Annotated in this window: 11 protein-coding genes; 4 read left to right on the plus strand and 7 right to left on the minus strand. The window is 70.9% G+C overall.

Going from position 1 to position 16,036, the window contains the following annotated elements; all coding sequences use genetic code 11:
* Positions 1-222: 222 nt before the first annotated feature.
* The 3 genes from AB0M54_RS37690 to AB0M54_RS37700 form a co-directional block, all read right to left on the minus strand.
* Positions 223-1,119 carry an ATP-binding protein gene (locus AB0M54_RS37690; protein ID WP_364476701.1) on the minus strand — a complete coding sequence of 299 codons (897 nt, stop codon included), beginning with the start codon at positions 1,117-1,119 and terminating at the stop codon, positions 223-225.
* A gap of 528 nt (positions 1,120-1,647) precedes the next feature.
* Positions 1,648-3,087: an ATPase domain-containing protein gene (locus tag AB0M54_RS37695; RefSeq protein WP_364476703.1), complete on the minus strand. Its 1,440-nt coding sequence runs from the start codon at positions 3,085-3,087 to the stop codon at positions 1,648-1,650.
* Positions 3,084-3,467 (minus strand): response regulator, encoded by a 384-nt coding sequence (locus AB0M54_RS37700; RefSeq protein WP_364476705.1) that lies wholly within the window; start codon positions 3,465-3,467, stop codon positions 3,084-3,086. Before AB0M54_RS37700 ends, AB0M54_RS37695 begins: the two co-directional genes overlap by 4 nt.
* Positions 3,468-4,111: 644 nt before the next feature.
* Between AB0M54_RS37700 and AB0M54_RS37705 the strand changes: the two genes are divergently transcribed.
* Together AB0M54_RS37705 and AB0M54_RS37710 are read left to right on the plus strand one after the other, a co-directional pair.
* Positions 4,112-5,185 (plus strand): VCBS repeat-containing protein, encoded by a 1,074-nt coding sequence (locus AB0M54_RS37705; protein ID WP_364476707.1) that lies wholly within the window; start codon positions 4,112-4,114, stop codon positions 5,183-5,185.
* A gap of 212 nt (positions 5,186-5,397) precedes the next feature.
* Positions 5,398-5,862, plus strand: coding sequence for a M23 family metallopeptidase (locus AB0M54_RS37710; protein ID WP_364476709.1), 465 nt, complete (start codon positions 5,398-5,400; stop codon positions 5,860-5,862).
* A 19-nt stretch (positions 5,863-5,881) separates the two neighbouring features.
* Here the strand turns inward: AB0M54_RS37710 and AB0M54_RS37715 are convergent, their stop codons facing one another.
* The 3 genes from AB0M54_RS37715 to AB0M54_RS37725 all read right to left on the minus strand — a co-directional run bounded on the left by AB0M54_RS37715 (position 5,882) and on the right by AB0M54_RS37725 (position 12,832).
* Positions 5,882-10,759, minus strand: a complete 4,878-nt coding sequence (locus tag AB0M54_RS37715; RefSeq protein ID WP_364476711.1) for a diguanylate cyclase — start codon at positions 10,757-10,759, stop codon at positions 5,882-5,884.
* Between the two features lie 253 nt (positions 10,760-11,012).
* Positions 11,013-11,681, minus strand: a complete 669-nt coding sequence (locus AB0M54_RS37720; RefSeq protein ID WP_364476713.1) for a response regulator transcription factor — start codon at positions 11,679-11,681, stop codon at positions 11,013-11,015.
* Positions 11,678-12,832 carry a histidine kinase gene (locus AB0M54_RS37725; RefSeq protein ID WP_364476715.1) on the minus strand — a complete coding sequence of 385 codons (1,155 nt, stop codon included), beginning with the start codon at positions 12,830-12,832 and terminating at the stop codon, positions 11,678-11,680. The genes AB0M54_RS37720 and AB0M54_RS37725 overlap by 4 nt, the downstream gene beginning before the upstream one ends.
* A 113-nt stretch (positions 12,833-12,945) precedes the next feature.
* Here AB0M54_RS37725 and AB0M54_RS37730 point away from each other — a divergent pair, with 113 nt between their 5' ends.
* Together AB0M54_RS37730 and AB0M54_RS37735 are read left to right on the plus strand one after the other, a co-directional pair.
* Positions 12,946-13,650, plus strand: coding sequence for an ATP-binding cassette domain-containing protein (locus tag AB0M54_RS37730; RefSeq protein WP_364326336.1), 705 nt, complete (start codon positions 12,946-12,948; stop codon positions 13,648-13,650).
* On the plus strand, positions 13,647-14,378 hold the full coding sequence (locus tag AB0M54_RS37735; RefSeq protein WP_364476717.1) for a hypothetical protein: 732 nt from the start codon (positions 13,647-13,649) through the stop codon (positions 14,376-14,378). Before AB0M54_RS37730 ends, AB0M54_RS37735 begins: the two co-directional genes overlap by 4 nt.
* Before the next feature lie 119 nt (positions 14,379-14,497).
* On the opposite strand, the gene AB0M54_RS37740 is transcribed toward AB0M54_RS37735, so the two are convergent.
* Entirely contained in the window at positions 14,498-15,517 is a 1,020-nt protein-coding gene (locus AB0M54_RS37740; protein ID WP_364326342.1) for a cation diffusion facilitator family transporter, read from the minus strand.
* Between the last annotated feature and the right edge of the window lie 519 nt (positions 15,518-16,036).

Below are 16,036 nucleotides of genomic sequence, written 5' to 3' on the forward strand. Positions count from 1 at the left end.
TTCCCGCACCGATCGTGGCGAAACTGGCCGGGCAGAGCACCTTCGTCGTACTGCCGGTGGGCCCTCGAGCACCCTGTGCTGGATCGACCGGTGCCGGCGCACCGTCCACGACTACGAATACCTGCCACACCATCACGCCGCGATGGTCCAATGGACATGATCATCGTGATACCCCGACGGTCGGCCCGCTACCAACCCCTGAAACCCCTCTTGGCCAGCGCCTCAGAGGTCCGGCATTGTGCTGGTGACGGTGCGATGGTCGAGGCGGTAGCCGAGCAGCAGGCGGGTGCCGGTGGCGTCGGTGGTCACCTTACAACTGGTGCATATCCGCCTGATGAGCCACAACCCACGCTGGTCGAGCCGGCTGGTGTCGGGCTGTCGGGCCGGCAGGTAGGTACTGGGGATACCGGGACCGTGGTCGGCGATTTCACACCACAGGTGGTCAGCGTGCCACCAGAGCACCAGTTGGCCGCGACCGCCGCCGTGGCGTGCGACGTTGGTCATCGCCTCGTGTACGGCCAGAACGAACAGGTACAGGTCGTCGCCTGTCAGGCCGTGGCTGGCACAATAAGCTCGTACCTGCGCGCGTACCTCGGACAGCGTCGTGGCGTCGAACCAGCAGACCAACGGCACCGCCGGCGGGCCTGCTGCGGCGCTGGACCCGGCGACGGCCGGCGTGCACCTGCCCCGGCCGTTAGTGAAGGCTTCGGTTAGTTTCAGACCCAGCTCGTCCAGGGTGAGCAGTTCCGCGGCCGCCGCGGCGAAGATTGACGCCGCTGTCCGTTGGGTGCCGTCCAGCGCGCCCGGGTAACGGCGATACAGGTCCAGTGCCCCGTCGTGGCGGACTCCGCCGGCGTGCAACGGCAGTGCGGCCACCGCCCGTATCCCGGCTTTCAGGGCGGCTTTGGTGAACCGCGGCCACCGCTGCCGCCAGGATCCGGTCCCCAGGTCAGCGGCCATCACGGGCCGCCGCGTGGCGGCGGCGTCCTGGCAGGGGCCTTCGCTCAGGGTCTGCTGGAGGTCTTCGATCAGGAAGCTGGCGTCGTCGCTGGCGAACCGGAGCAGCGGGCCAGACGCCCGGCTGCCGGCTGACAAGCCGATCCCGTCGATGCCGGGCACTAGCCTGCCAACGACCTGACACAAGCCGACCGGCTCGGGACCGTACGCGCTGACCAGGTCCCATACCCGATCCGGAGGTCCGGGGCGGCTCGGGGAAGGACCTGATTGCCGTGCAGCAGAGTGTTCGTCGGCCATCGGCCAGGACCTCGTGTTCCGCATCGCGAAGCCGCGACGACAGATCGGGCTCCGTGATCGCCTGAGTTCAGGAAGACGGGCTGCTCCGCCGTTGGCGGATTCGCGACCAAGCTACCGCGGGCCGGCGCTCCGGCGAAAGCCTCTAAAGCGTGACAAGGCACTGTTCGTACGATTATCCGGTCTGGGCACGAGTGTCGAGGGCGACGGTCAAGACCGACGTGGCGCTGGTCGAGCGGGGTAAGCCGGGGCGAGGTCTGTCTGTGACGGGCCTACGACTGGCAGCGGATCGCGCGCAGGTTTCCCCCTGCCCGGGCCGAGTCCTTCATGGATCTCCCACTGGTCTGCCCACTGCGTTGTCCCCGTCCGGCATCCGATAGATGCCAGCCTCCGGTTTCAGGAGGCGGGGGTAGGGGTTCGTAGCGCGCTCCAGCCGAGCACCCCGGTGACTGATTCCAGGGGACCGCTGACGGTCAGACCGTCCGCGGCGACGGTGAAGCAGTAAACGTCTTTGCTGTGGTCGCTGTTGCGCATCTTCACGATGTTCAGCGCTCGGCCGGTGGAAGACTTCATCTCGATGTAGCGCAACAGGATCACGTTGTGGAACAAGAACGTGACTCCGCCGATAGGTTCTTGGCTGGGTCCCAGGGCGGCGGTTTCGCTGGTGATGACCAGGGTGGCGCCGGCGGCGCGGATGATCCCGGTCAGGCTGCGGGCGTAGGCGGGGAACCGGTCGGTTTCGCGGGCGGCCAAGACCATCTCGGCGAGGCTGTCGATCACGACGCGGTGGATCGGGCCGCCGAGGAGTTCTTGACGGATGCGCTCGGCGAGCAGGTCCAGGTCGAGTTCGCCGAGCGGCACGTGGTGCACGATGAGGTGTCCCTGGTCGCGGGCGGTGCCGAGCTCCCAGCCGAAGGTGGCGGCCATCTTGACGAGTTGGTCGGCGGTGTCCTGGAAGGTGACGTAGAGGCAGCGTTCGTTCTTGCTGATGCCTTCGGTGACGAACCCGAGCCCGGCGATGGTCTTGCCGATTCCGGACGGCCCGAGGATGACGGTGGCCTCGCCGGCGCCGATCCCGCCGCCCATGAGGACGTCGAGGCCGGGAATCCCGCTGTGGATCCGGCCGGTGACCTCTTGCGCCGGCCCGGTGTCGAGGGTTTCGATGCGGGGGAACACCTCGAACCCGCGTGCACTGATGCGGAAGGTGTGTTTGCCTTCGAGGTGGTGGGTGCCGCGCATTTTCACGACCCGCAGCCAGCGCCGGTCGATCGGTTCGCGGGGTTCGTATGCGAGGTGGATGATCGTGTCGGCCAGGGAGAATTCAACCCCTGCGGCCATCTCGGCTGGGGTGTACTCGCCGAGCAGAAGGAGCGCGGCATCGGCGTGGGCCATTCGGCTGGTCAGGTCGTAGAAGGCCATCCGTAGTTCGCGTTCGCCGGTGAAGTCCCGCAACGCCTTCGCGCTGTCGATCACCACCAGGACGGGATGTTCGTCCATCGTCTTACGTGCTACCTCGTCGACCAGTGGTTCCATCCGGCCGGGCCGGTCACCGCGGATGAGATCACCCAGGTGTAGGTACTCCACCCGCGGGCCCAACGCTTGGAGGACGAAGAAGTCGAACGGGTCCAGGTGGCGGACCAGTTTGGAATGTGGCTCCGATAGGGTCGTGTAGTAGACGGCCTTGTGTTCCGGTGTGGCGTTGGCGAAGCACATCTGTTGGGCCAGGATCGTCTTGCCGGCCCCGGGGGCGCCGGCAAGCACGGTGACCGAACCGGGCTCGAGCCCACCGCCGAGCACGACATCAAGTCCGGGAACACCTGTTGCCAGTCGTTTCACGTTCGATCCGCCTTCTCTGCCATGAGCGCGGTCACCGCAGCCAACAGCAGTTGCGATGTCCAGGGTTTGGCCAGCACCGCGTCGGCGCCAACTGCCAGGTGCGCGTCGCCGGTAACGGCGAGGATCGGTATCTGCGCGGTGACCGCGTCGGCGCGTAGCTTGCGGATGAGTTCAGCCCCGCCCATCACTGGCATCATCATGTCGGTCACTACCAGATCCGGTGGCGATCGACGCGCGGTCTCCAGCGCCGTCGCGCCGTTACCGCAGTCCGCCACCTCATAACCGGCCCGCTCGAAGACCCGCCGCAGGAGGTAGCGCAGGTCCGGCTCGTCATCGACCACCAAGATCTTGAACAACGAGACCCCACCCGCCTTGAACATGACTGGGCCACGGCGTCAGCCGATTGGTCGACCGGACACGTCAGCCCACCCGGGGTCTGGGGGTGGGGAGCGAGCGGCCAGGAAGCCCTAATGCCCCTGAACCACGACAGAACAAGATAACTTTATACCTTTGGCCCCGACTTAGGGCGACTTACTGGTAGTTGCCAGACCGTAGTCAAGCCGTTTCGCCAGATCGCGAACGAAGATCACGCGGCCTTTACCCCACCCCAAACCACGGAGCCACCGCCGCGGAGCTCACGCCGGCGTCAGCGCTGGTCAACCAGATATCAGGCGCCGGTGCTAGTCCTGACGCCATACGCATGCGACTCGAAGGCCGGCACCCGACCCGCCGCCGCCTGAGCACGCAGATCCATGACGCGACGCTGAGCGGCTTCGGACGCCAGATCCGTTGGCGCCACGCCAGCGTTGAAATCTGCCGGCGCCGCTGTCGTCCACGCGTACGCCACATCGCCCCCGCTTCGCGGGAGCCGGGAGGCTACCTGAGGCCCGACCGAGATGTGGCTTCTACTGGTTCTGGACAGCAATCAGACTGAAGAGCGGCTAATGCGCGGATCAGCGCTAGTTTGATCCGGATCACAGTCGACTGCCCGGCAATTCATCAGACAGAAACGGGGACCATCATCATGTTTTCGCTAACGCGTCTCGTCAGCCTGGCGGCGACCGCCGCCGTCACGATGATCGTGCAGATTCCGGCCACCTCGGCGTCGGCCGCGCCGCCGCCCGGGGGCGGGTTCAGCGGTGTCGCCGGGGATTTCAACGGTGATGGGCGCGATGACATCGTGACCTTCACCCGCGGCCCGGCTGCCGACGTCTACGTCGCGCTCTCCACCGGCACCTCCTTCTCCGGCACCGGCGTGAAATGGCATGACCATTTCGCCACCGGCACGGAGACACCAATGGTCGGTGACTTCAACGGTGACGGGCGCGATGACATCGCCACATTCACCCGCGGCCCGGCTGCCGACGTCTACGTCGCGCTCTCCACCGGCACCTCCTTCTCCGGCACCGGCTGGAAGTGGCACAACTACTTCGCCGTCGGTAACGAGATCCCGGCCGTCGGCGACTTCAACGGTGACGGCCGCGACGACATCGCCACATTCACCCGCGGCCCGGCTGCCGACGTCTACGTCGCCCTCTCCACCGGCACCTCCTTCTCCGGCACCGGCTGGAAGTGGCACAACTACTTCGCCGCCGGTAACGAGATCCCGGCCGTCGGCGACTTCAACGGTGACGGCCGCGACGACATCGCCACATTCACCCGCGGCCCGGCTGCCGACGTCTACGTCGCCCTCTCCACCGGCACCTCCTTCTCCGGCACCGGCTGGAAGTGGCACAACTACTTCGCCGCCGGCACCGAACTGCCGTCGGTGGGTGACTTCAACCGCGACGGCCGCGACGACATCGTGACGTTCACCCGCGGCGCGGCCGCCGACGTCTACGTCGCCCTCTCCACCGGCACCTCCTTCTCCGGCACCGGCTGGAAGTGGCACAACTACTTCGCCGCCGGGTCCGAGATCCCTGGCACGGGTGATTTCAACGGCGACGGGCGCGACGACATCGTGACGTTCACCCGCGGCGCGGCCGCCGACGTCTACGTGGCCCGCTCCACCGGCACCTCCTTCTCCGGCACCGGCTGGAAGTGGCACAACTACTTCGCCGCCGGCTCGGAGATTCCGCAGCCCGGCATCCTCTGGTAGCCCACAGAACCGCGATCTCCTCCGGCGCCGCCCCTCGACGGGGCGGCGCCGGTCGCTCATACCCCCGGCCAGGCGCACGGCCAATTCGGCCGTGAAGGCGTCGTCGGCGGCGAGGCCCGGACCGAGCAGACTCAGCATCCGGTAGGCGGCCTCCCGCGGCGGCCCGCCGGCCGAGACCTCGCCCCGAGACGACGAATGCCCGCACTGAATCGGTGTGGGCCTCGACCGCTCTGAGAACGGTTGAGAGTTTCCGATGGTTCGTCACCCAACAGAACCCGAAAGGTCCTCGAGGCACCGGCGGCGGTTACTGGGTACGGCTCGACCACGGCGGCCGGTGGCAGACGCAATACCTGCACCTGCTGGAGCCACCGATGGTCGAGCAGGGGCAGCGCGTGCAGATCGGTCAGCAGATCGGCAAGGTCGGCAGCACCGGCCGGTCCGGCGCCCCCGCACCTGCACTACGAGCAGAGGATCGGCCGGCAGAAGGTGGAGGCGTACTTCGCCGGCCGGCCATCGGGCATCACCACCGACGACCGCGAGTACGAGGTCCGGCACGTCAGCGAGAACTGCCCGGCACCGAGCCCAGCTCGCAGCGGAACTTCCTCCTGACACCAGAGCCCAACCTCTCCAGGACGGCGTTCGACGATCCGACTGTACGGCCGGTATCTCGTCATTAGGCATCGACAGCTGCGGGGTTCAGGTGGTGACGACGCGGTTGCGACCGGCTCGCTTGGCGTCGTACAAGGCCTCGTCGGCCAGCTTGATCAGGCTGTCCGGCTGGGCGCCGGTCGCCGGAGCGGCCGCGGTGACGCCCGCGCTGATCGTGACGATGCCTCGGTCGGCCAGCGCGTGCGGTTCGCGGAGCTCGGCCACCGCTTGGCAGGCCCGTTCGGCGACCTGACCGGCGCGTGCGAGGGTGGTCCCGGGCATGATGATCGAGAACTCCTCGCCGCCGTATCGGGCCACCACGTCGGTGCCGCGTACGCTGGCGGCCAAGGCCCTCGCCACACGCCGCAGGCACTCATCGCCGCCCTGGTGGCCGTAGCGGTCGTTGTACTTCTTGAAATTGTCGATGTCGATCATCGCCAGGCCGATCGGCTCGCCGGATCGCAGGGCTCGCACCCACTCGGCCTCGAGCGCCTCGGTGAGCCGCCGGCGGTTGGCCAAGCCGGTCAGCGGGTCCGTCAGAGTCAGCTGCTCGAGCCGGCAGTTCGCCTCCGCCAGCTCCTCGGTGCGCTCGGCGACCTTGCGCTCCAGCGAGGCGTAGACCAGCGCGTTGTCGAGCGAGACGGTGAGCTGACCGGCGACGAGCAGCACCGCGTCCAACCGGGCGGTGGTGAAGGCCTGCCGGGTCAGCCTGTTCTCCAGGACCAACATCGCCTTGGGTACGCCCTGGCTCAGCACCGGGACGACGAGGAGTGAGCAGTGGTCGAGGCCGGCGAAGTACGGGTCGCGGGCGACCCGGTCGTCGCGCGAGGCATCCTCGACCAGCATCGGCTCACCGGTGCGCTCCGCGTAACGCACGGCGGTGAGCGGCAGCAAGCCGGCAGCCTCGGCCGCGGGGAGCGCGGGACGGCCGACGATCGCGTCGGCGGGCAGGATCCACCCGCCGCCCGCCTCGTCCCGCAGCAGCACCCGTACCGCGGTGGCGCCGGTCATCGCACTGAGCACCTGCTCGACCCGCAGGCGCAGCCGGTCGAGGTCGGTCTCCGAGCTCAGCGCCCGGGCGGCCTCCAGCACGGCGAGCAGGTCGATCACCCCCGTGGAGACGTTGAGACTGCTCGACGTGGTCAGCGCGCCGGGGTTGCCGGTCCGGGCGGGCGCCGCTGCCAGGAATCCGTTGTCGCGCTCCAGCTGGCGGGTCTTACCGATCGCGCCCCATCGGGCGTACGCACCCCACGCATCCGAGAGCAGCCGATCGCCCGTGTGCTCCATGGCGTTGGCATGGAAGAAGCTCGCGGCCCGCTCACAGATCAGGCCGGCGTGCCAGGCACGGCGGGCCACCGAGGCGTCCGCCACGGCGGCGTCGTAGGCGGCCGCCGCGGCGGCGAAGTCCCCGGCCAGCACCGCTTCCTCGGCCGAGGCGAGACGCAGCAGATGCCGGAAGTTCCCGGGCTGGTCGGCCGCCCTGGCGGCCAGGAAGTCCCGGCTCACACGAAGGTCGGCGAGCGCCGCCTCCCGCTCGGCGCCGCTCGCCGTGCGGGCCCGGTGCGCGGCCCCGAGCACAGCCAGGATGTGCGCCGTCGCGTTGCCGTAGGTCGCGGTGATGACCGGCAGCAGCGGCACCGCCGCCGCCGCGTGGCGGGCCAGTGCCGCGTCGTCGCCGAAGACCGCCGCGGCCAAGGCCCGCACGATGTGGAAGTTCACCAGCGCGGTCGGGTTCGTGGCCGCCGACTCGAGGTGGGACCCCTCGTCGAAGGCGTCGTCGGTGAACCGGCCCGGGCCGGCGGTCTCGCCGCGCAGGGCCCGACACAGCTGACGGTACGAGACGAAGGCCGCGCCGGCGTGGTCGTAGCCGATCCGATCGCACAGTGCCAGGGCCGCGTCCGCCTCGGCGCCGAGCACGTCCAGGTCGGGACCGCAGTCGACCAGCTGGGGCAGCGTCACGTAGTAGGTGGAAGCCGCGTTCTGGAGGTCGCCGCCGCGCAGCAGCCCGTCGTGAGCCTCGTGCCCCAGGCGCACGCCGTGCTCGACAGGCTCGAACCACGCGATCGTGCTGAGGGCGTGCAGGAACTTCGCCTGCGACGTGTCCGGCTCGTACCCGCGGGCCGCGCTGACCGCGATCACCCGGCGCGTGGCCTGGTATCCCGCCGCGTAGTCGCCGCGCACCGGGATCGTGACGAAGCCGACGTGGGCGAACGGCCCGACGAGCTCGGCCGCGGCGCCGCGCCGGATCCACACCTCGCCCGCCCTCATCACCAGCCAGGCGAAGGTCACCTTGTCCGAGAAGAACGCGGGCGGCATCAGCCGGTTGATCACCCGGGCGACGGCGAGCAGGCGGGGGTCGGTGAAGTCGGGCCGGCGCAGGTCGTCCTCGGCGTCGCCGTCGGCCAGCCACGCGTACAGCGTCTCCACGCCCGCGCCGATCTCCGCGCCCATCTCGGCGGGCGGCGGCACCGGCACGCCGAGCCGAGGGAGCAGGCCGAGCCCGAGGCGGACCGCCTCCACGACCATCCCGCGGTTGGTGTAGCCGACGATCTGCGCGCAGACCGTTCCGGCGTGCCGCACCGGATCCTGTCCGGCCGCCTCCAGCGTCTCGAACACGACGTCGGCCTCGGCGAACCGGCCGAGTCCGCACAGCGCGACGTGCCACTCCGCCTGGACGGCACGGTAGTTGTCGTCGGACGGGTCGAGGAGGTCGAGAGCCGCGGCGAGGAACGTCTCGGCGGCGACGTGGTTGCTGACCATCCGGGCGGTGGCGGCGGCGCTGCGCAGCAGGCCGGCAACGGCGTGCCGCTCGGCCGGGTCGGTGAGCACGTCGAGGGCCGGCAGGTACTGCTGGGCGGCGGCCGCCGCGTATCGCGGATCGGCCGCGAGTCGGCGAGCGACATCGAGGCCGAGCCGTGCCCGGGCGGGCGCGCTCAGCCGCCCGTACGCGGCCTGCTGCACCCGATCGTGCCGGAAGCTCACCACCGGGATCCCCTCCCGGCTCACCACCACCAGGCCGTCCTCGGCCGCTGGCAGCAGGCCGAGGCCGACGGCGCCGGCCGGCAGACCGGACGCCATCCGCAGCAGCTCGACCTCGACCTCGCCGCCGAGGCAGGCCATCACCTCGAGCAGCTCGCGGCTCGCCGGCGGCAGCTGCTCGATCCGGCTGCTGAGCAGGTCGACCACGTCACCGCGCCCCACGAACCGGCGCAGCGTACCCGGATCCCACCGCCAGCCCTCCCCCTCGGGCACCAGGGCGCCCTCCCGACGCAGGGCGTTGACCAGCTCGACCGTGTCGAACGGGTTCCCCGCGGTGCGGGCCGCCAACAGCTCCGCCAGCGGCGCCGCCTCGGGGCCTGGCAGCCGCAGCATCTCGGCGAGCAGCTTGCCGAGGTCGCCCGGCGGCAGGTTGTCCAGCCGAACCTCCCGGCCGGCCTGCCGGAGCCTGTTGTGGATGGGCGTGAGCGGGTGCGCCTCGTCCACCTCCGCCTCGCGGAACGCACCGAGCACCAGCACGCCGGGCAGGTCGGGCTCGTCGAGCACGGCGTCGAGGAAGGCGAACGCGGTCGGCGCGGCCCACTGCAGGTCGTCGAGGAAGAACACGACCGGATGCGCGCTGCTGGCGATGGCCCGCAGCAGGCCCAGGCCCATCTGGCGAATCCGGGCCCCGACCGTCCGAGTGTCGTCGGCCTCCTCCTCGGCCGGCACGCCCAGCAGCGCCGCGAACGGCGGGAACAGAGCGGCGGCCAGCCCGGCGGTGGCACCGAGATCCACGAGCAGGCGCGCGCGCAGCCGGGCCACCTCTTCCTCGGGCTCGGCGAGCAGCTGGACGCCGAGCGCCGTGAACGCCTGCCCGACGGCGTCCGCACCCAGGTCGCGACGGTACTGGTCGAACTTGCCGCTGACGAACCGGCCGCCGGCCGCCGCCGCGGCAGGGCGGAGCCGGGCGATGAGTGCGGTCTTGCCGACCCCGGGCGGACCGGTGACGAGGGCTACGCCTCGGTGGCCGGTGACCGCCTCGGCGAACAGGGCGCGCAGGGTCGCGAGCGGCTCGTCGCGGCCGATGAGCCGGCTCGGCGGTGCCAGCCGCATCGGGAAGTCCCGCTCGCCGAGCGGGAACCCGCCGGCGCCGTCGCGCAGCCGGCCCAGGTCGTAGGCGAGCCCTTCACCGCTTTGGTACCGCCGATCCGGTTCCTTCGCGAGCAGTCGCATCGTGATCTCGGACAGCAGAGCCGGGACGTCGGGATTCAGCTCGGCGGGCGGCACCGGCATGCGGGCAAGATGATCATGCACAAGGCGTAGCGGATCGCCGTCCCGGCCGAACGGCGGCCGGCCGGTCTCGAGCTCGTACAGGGTCGCGCCGAGCGCGTAGAGATCGGCCCGGTGGTCGACCGGCCGGCCGGTGCGCCCGGTCTGTTCGGGTGCCAGATAGGGCAGCGTCCCGGCCAGTCCCTCCTCGAGAACCGCCGCGAACCGATCCTCGGCCATCGTGGTAGACAGCTCGAAGTCGATCAGCATGGGCTGCCCCTCGGGCGCCGGCCGCCCGTCCACCAGCGGGACCAGGATGTTCGCGGGGCTCACGTCGCGGTGCACCACGCCCTGCCGGTGGACCGCCGCGAGCGTGGTCGCCAGCCGGTGAGCGAGGAGGAGCAAAGGTCCCACGTCCCACGGCGAGGGCAACGCGGCCAGCGGCCCGACCGGCGTGTCGGCGTAGGCAAGCGTGCCGTCCGGCGTCTGCGGAATCAACCGCGGAATGCCGTCCACCCCGTCGAGACGGCGCAGCATCGCCAGCTCGTTGCGGAGCCGTCCGGCCGCGCCGGGCCCGAGGGGCTCCTTACGGATGATCGGGGCGGAGCCGTCGGCGGGATGGATCCGGACGACCCTGGTGCGCTTGCTGTCGTGCAGCACTTCCTCGATGGCCCTCACAAGGCACTGTTCGGCCGGGTGGGCGGTTCGGCTGAGCCGCCCCCGAGAGGTCCGCGATGGGGTCGTGCCAGCTGCGGCCGCGCACCGTGACCTTGTGCACTACCCGCCGGAGCTTCCCGCCGACCAGCTCGCCCAGCTGCGCACCTTCGTGCAGGACCCGGCATCCGGGCGGGTCGTCGGCAGCGCCGTCGCCGGACAGACCGACGCCATCAAGCTGGTCAACGGGTACGACACCGCGGTCCAAGCCGTCCGGTTAGGCCCGGCCGGGGCGGACCAGCCCGGTCTCGTACGCGATGACGACGAGCTGGGCGCGGTCGTGCGCGCCGAGCTTGGCCATCGTGCGGTTGACGTGGGTCTTCACGGTGTGCGGGCTGAGCGTGAGCCGGTCGGCGATCTCGTCGTTGGTCAGGCCGGTGGCGACCACGGCGAGGATCTCGCGTTCCCGGTCGGTCAGCGCGGCCAGCCGGGCGGTGTCCGGCGGGTCGGCCCGCTCGGGCCGGGCGAGGTAGCGGGCGATCAGGCTGCGTGTCGCGGCCGGGGTGAGCAGGGCTTCGCCCCGGTGCACGATCCGGACGGCGTCGAGCAGGTCGGCGGGGTCGGCGCTCTTGCCGAGGAAGCCGCTGGCGCCGCCACGAAGCGCGGCGAAGACGTACTCGTCGATCTCGAAGGTGGTCAGCACCAGCACGCGCACCGCGGCGAGGCGGGGGTCCGCGGTGATCCGGCGGGTGGTCTCCAGCCCGTCCATCCCGGGCATCCGGATGTCCATCAGCACGACGTCCACCGGCGTCGCGCGGACGAGGGCGAGCACGTCGTCGCCGTGGCCGACCTCGCCGACGACGCACAGGTCGGGGGCGGAACCGATCAGGGTGGCGAAACCCGCGCGTAGCAACGGCTGGTCGTCAGCCACGACGACGCGGATCATCTGAGCACCGGAATCACGGCGGCGACCCGGAACCCGCCGTCCGGCCGTGGGCCGGCCAGCAGCGTGCCGCCGAGCGCGGTGACCCGTTCCCGCATGCCGGTGATGCCGTGCCCGTCCCGGCCGGGCCGGACCGGGCCGTCGTTGTCGATGATGACGGTCACCGCCTCCGGGTCGTGGCGCAGCGACACGGTGACCGCCACCGGGCCTACGTGTTTACGGGCGTTGGTCAGGGCTTCCTGCACGATCCGGTACGCGGTGTGATCGCTCGCCCAGGGCAGACGCCCGCCGTCACCGTCGAGGTGGCAGGCGATGTCCAGCCCCGCGCCACGGAAGCGGTCGAGCAGATCGTCGAGCTCGTCCAGCCCGGCGGCGGGCTGCCGCGGCACCGGGTCGTCACCCGGCCCGCGCAACAGCCCGACCGACTCGCGGAGTTCCTCGAGGGCGGCCTTGCTGCTCTGCCGGATGCCGGTCAGGGTCTGGCGCATAGCCGGATCGGCGCCGGTCGCGGTGTGCTGGGCGACCCCGGCCTGCACGGTGATCAGCGCGAGGTGGTGACCGACGCTGTCGTGCAGGTCCCGGGCGATCCGCAGCCGTTCCTCGGTGAGCCGGCGGCGCGTCTCGGTGCCCCGGTCTCGTTCGGCGTCGCGGGCCCGCCGCTCCACCTCGGCCAGGTAGAGCCGCCGGTGTCGGGCCGCCGTGCCGGCCGCGACCGCCAGCGCGCCGAGCGCGGCCAGGGCCAGATTCTCCGGGCCGAGGACCCGCGAGGGCACGCCGACCGTGTGGAACATCCCGACGCCCAGCACCAGCAGGATCCCGGCCAGCAGCGCCCACCGGCGCTCGGACAGCTCCGCCACGGTGTAGAGCGCGAACAGCGGCGCGGCCAGGATCAGCATGCCGTTCAGATTCTGGTACCACGCCAGATACACCTCGGCGGCCACCGTGCTGACCACCAGCGTGGCGTACGGCAGCCGCTGCCGCACCAGCAGGGCACCGCAGGCGATCGCGGCGGCGGCCAGGGCCGGCCCGTCGCGCAGATGGCCCGGCGCGGTCGTGGTCAGCAACGTCACCAGCAGCACGGTCATGGCCACGACCAGGTCGGCCAGGTGCGGCCGGTAGCGAGCGCGGTGGCGGAGTCGGCCGATGACGTTCACACCGAACACCGTATGGCCGGAGCGCGGGCCGCGGCGTACCGCGACCGCGGTATCTTCACGATGCCCCAGGCAGGTGACGACACCGGGCGGCCCGGCCCGCGAGGGTGAGCGTCATGACCGACATCGCGATACGCGACCTCACCAAACGATTCGGGCCGGTGACCGCCGTCGACCGGCTCACCGTCGACCTGACACCGGGCGTCACCGGCTTCCTCGGTCCCAACGGCGCCGGGAAGTCCACCACCCTGCGCATGATCCTCGGCCTGATCCGGCCGTCCGGCGGCACCGCGCTGATCGGCGGGCGCCACTACGCCGACCTCGACCATCCCCGCCGTACGGTCGGCGCCATGCTCGAAGCGTCCGGCGCGCACCCCGGCCGCACCGGTCGCCAGCACCTGCGCGTCGCCGCCCGCCTCGCCGACCTCCCTGACGCCCGGGTCGGCGTCGTCCTCGACCAGGTCGGCCTCAGCGCCGCCGCCGACCGGCGCGTCGGCGGCTATTCGCTGGGCATGCGGCAGCGCCTCGGCCTGGCCGCCGCGCTGCTGGGCGACCCACCCGTACTCGTCCTCGACGAACCCGCCAACGGCCTCGATCCCGCCGGCATGGCCTGGCTGCGCGGCCTGCTGCGCGACCTGGCCGCCCAGGGCCGCACCATCGTCGTCTCCAGCCACGTCCTGGCCGAGGTCGCCCAGACCGCCGACCGGGTCGTCATCGTCCACGACGGCACCGTCCGCTACGCCGGCCCGCTCACCGACCTGTCCGGACCCGCCGGCCTCGAGAGCGAATTCCTGCGCCTCACCACCGGGAGCACCCGATGACCGCGATCCTGGCCGCCGAATGGCTCCGGCTGCGCACCACCCGCGGCGCCTGGCTGCTGCTCGCCGCCGCACAGCTGATCATCGTGCTCGGCGTCAGCGGGCTGATGCTGCGTGGCGACAATCTCGCCGACCCCGGCGTCCAGCAGCAGGCCGTCGCCCATCTCGGCCTGGTGTCGCTGTTCACGCTGGTCCTCGGCATCACCGCGGTGGCCGGCGAGCACCGGCACCGCACCGTCTCCGACACCTACCTCGCCGTCCCCCGCCGTGCCCGCGTCGTGCTGGCCAAACTCGCCGTCTACACCGCGGCCGGCCTGGGGTTCGGCCTCGCCGCCGCGATCAGCGCGCTCAGCTCGACCGCGGTGTGGCTGACGGTGCGCGGTGAGACCATCCAGTTCGACAACACCGATCTCTGGCGTACGGTGGCAGGCGGCATCGCCTGGAACGCTGTCTTCGCCGCTCTCGGGGTCGGCGTCGGCGCCCTGATCACCAACCAGATCGGTGCCATCGCCACCGCCCTGGCCTGGCTCGCCCTCATCGAAGGACTCGTCGGACAGCTCATCGGCGACGCCCGGAAATGGCTGCCGTTCGCTCTCGGCTCCGCCCTCGACCGGCTGCCCACCGCCACCGACGGTCCGGCTCAGTGGGTGGCCGGGCTCGTTCTCCTGGGGTACGCGGCCGCGTTCACCGCCGCGGCCGTACTGACCACGACCCGCCGCGACGTCACATGATCAGCGGATCGGCCATCGGAAGCCGCGATCAGCGCGGGCGAGCACTCCCAAGGCCACCGCCACGCCGCCGCCATGGACGCCGAGGCCGGCGAACAGGCCCGCTTCGGCGCCGACCGGCGCTAGCGATCGGCGACGTGCTGCCGATGCTCGTGCGACAGCGCCACGTGGTGCCCGTCGCCGGCGTAGGTGTCCGGATCGACATGCACGGTCACCCCGGCCAGCCGCGGGATCCGGTGGGTCAGCTGATGTTCGGCGTCGGCGGCGATCCGGTGCGCCGACAGCAGACTCAAGCCGGCATCGACCACGATGGACGCCTCAGCGTGCATGCGGTGGCCGATCCAGCGCAGCTTCAGCCCGGAGACGTCGCGGACCTCCTCGAGCCCACGCAGTTCCCGCTCGGTCCGGTCGACGATCTCCGGGTCGACCCGGTCCATCAGCCGGTGATAGACCTCGCGCGCGGCATCCTTGAGGACGACCAGGATCGCGACCGTGATGGCCAGGCCGACCACCGGGTCCGCCCACGACCAGCCCAGCCACGCGCCACCGGCGGCCAGCACCACGGCCAGCGACGTGAACCCGTCGGTCCGCGCGTGCAGCCCGTCGGCCACCAGCGCCGCCGATCCGATCCGCCGTCCGACGGTGATCCGGTAGCGGGCCACCACTTCGTTGCCGACGAAGCCGATCACCCCGGCCGCCAGCACCCACGGGATGTGGGTCATCGGCTCCGGGTCGAGCAGCCGCGCCACCGCGGTCCACCCGGCCAGCACGGCCGAGCCGACGATCACCAGGACGATGACGACGCCGGCCAGGTCTTCGGCACGACCGAAACCATAGGTGTACGCCCGGGTCGCCGCCCGCCGCCCCAGCAGGAACGCGATTCCCAACGGCACCGCTGTCAACGCGTCCGCCACGTTGTGCAGCGTGTCCCCCAGCAGCGCGACGGACCCCGAGAACACCACGATCGCCGCCTGCGTCACCGCGGTGATTCCCAGCACCACCAGGGAGATCCACAACGCCCGCAGGCCCTCACGGGAGGATTCGAGCGCGGAGTCCACCTTGTCGGCGGAGTCGTGCGAGTGTGGCGTCACGGCGTGCCGGAGCCGGTGCCGCCATCCGTGCTCATGGTCGTGGTCGGTCATACCTTGACGGTAGCGGCGCGACCACCCGCGCGACAACGCTGTAAATGCCTCTGACGTGCAGTAACGCAAGTCTTCCATCTGCAGTGGTCAGTGCGGAAGCAGCGACAGCGCCAGCCCCGCGATGACCAGCCCGCCGAACAGCACCGGCTCGGCCCGCCGCCACCGCCGGGTTCGCCTCATCACGTCACCCAGCAGGTACAACAGATAAAGGCAGAGGAACTGGCCGAGCTCCACCCGCCGTTGAAGGCCACCAGCCGTCCGATCATGTCGCCCGGCGGAACCTCCACATCCTGAAAGCGGCATGCGACCGACACGACGCCTTCCCGCAGCGCAGCTGCTGCTCGCCCGGATGCGCCGCCCGCACTGCCCTCTGCCTCACGACCGGCGGTCGCGAACGCCCCGCGAGGTGTGCTTATGCCCCCACTAAGACCCTGGTAAATAAGGGTTTTAGGTGTGTTGGTGACGGGCGAGGCGGCGGGTCATGATGATGATCATGGCCCATTGGACCATCGCCGCGTG

Origin of the sequence: Actinoplanes sp. NPDC051470 (genome assembly GCF_040682035.1) — a bacterium.
In the GTDB taxonomy this organism is placed as follows: Bacteria; Actinomycetota; Actinomycetes; order Mycobacteriales; family Micromonosporaceae; genus Actinoplanes.

Excerpts from the sequence above, each read along its gene's own strand:
- AB0M54_RS37730 (WP_364326336.1), top strand. The coding sequence starts at position 12,946 with ATGACCGACATCGCGATACGCGACCTCACCAAACGATTCGGGCCGGTG.
- AB0M54_RS37740 (WP_364326342.1), bottom strand. The coding sequence starts at position 15,517 with ATGACCGACCACGACCATGAGCACGGATGGCGGCACCGGCTCCGGCAC.
- AB0M54_RS37735 (WP_364476717.1), top strand. The coding sequence starts at position 13,647 with ATGACCGCGATCCTGGCCGCCGAATGGCTCCGGCTGCGCACCACCCGC.
- AB0M54_RS37700 (WP_364476705.1), bottom strand. The coding sequence starts at position 3,467 with ATGTTCAAGGCGGGTGGGGTCTCGTTGTTCAAGATCTTGGTGGTCGAT.
- AB0M54_RS37705 (WP_364476707.1), top strand. The coding sequence starts at position 4,112 with ATGTTTTCGCTAACGCGTCTCGTCAGCCTGGCGGCGACCGCCGCCGTC.
- AB0M54_RS37720 (WP_364476713.1), bottom strand. The coding sequence starts at position 11,681 with ATGATCCGCGTCGTCGTGGCTGACGACCAGCCGTTGCTACGCGCGGGT.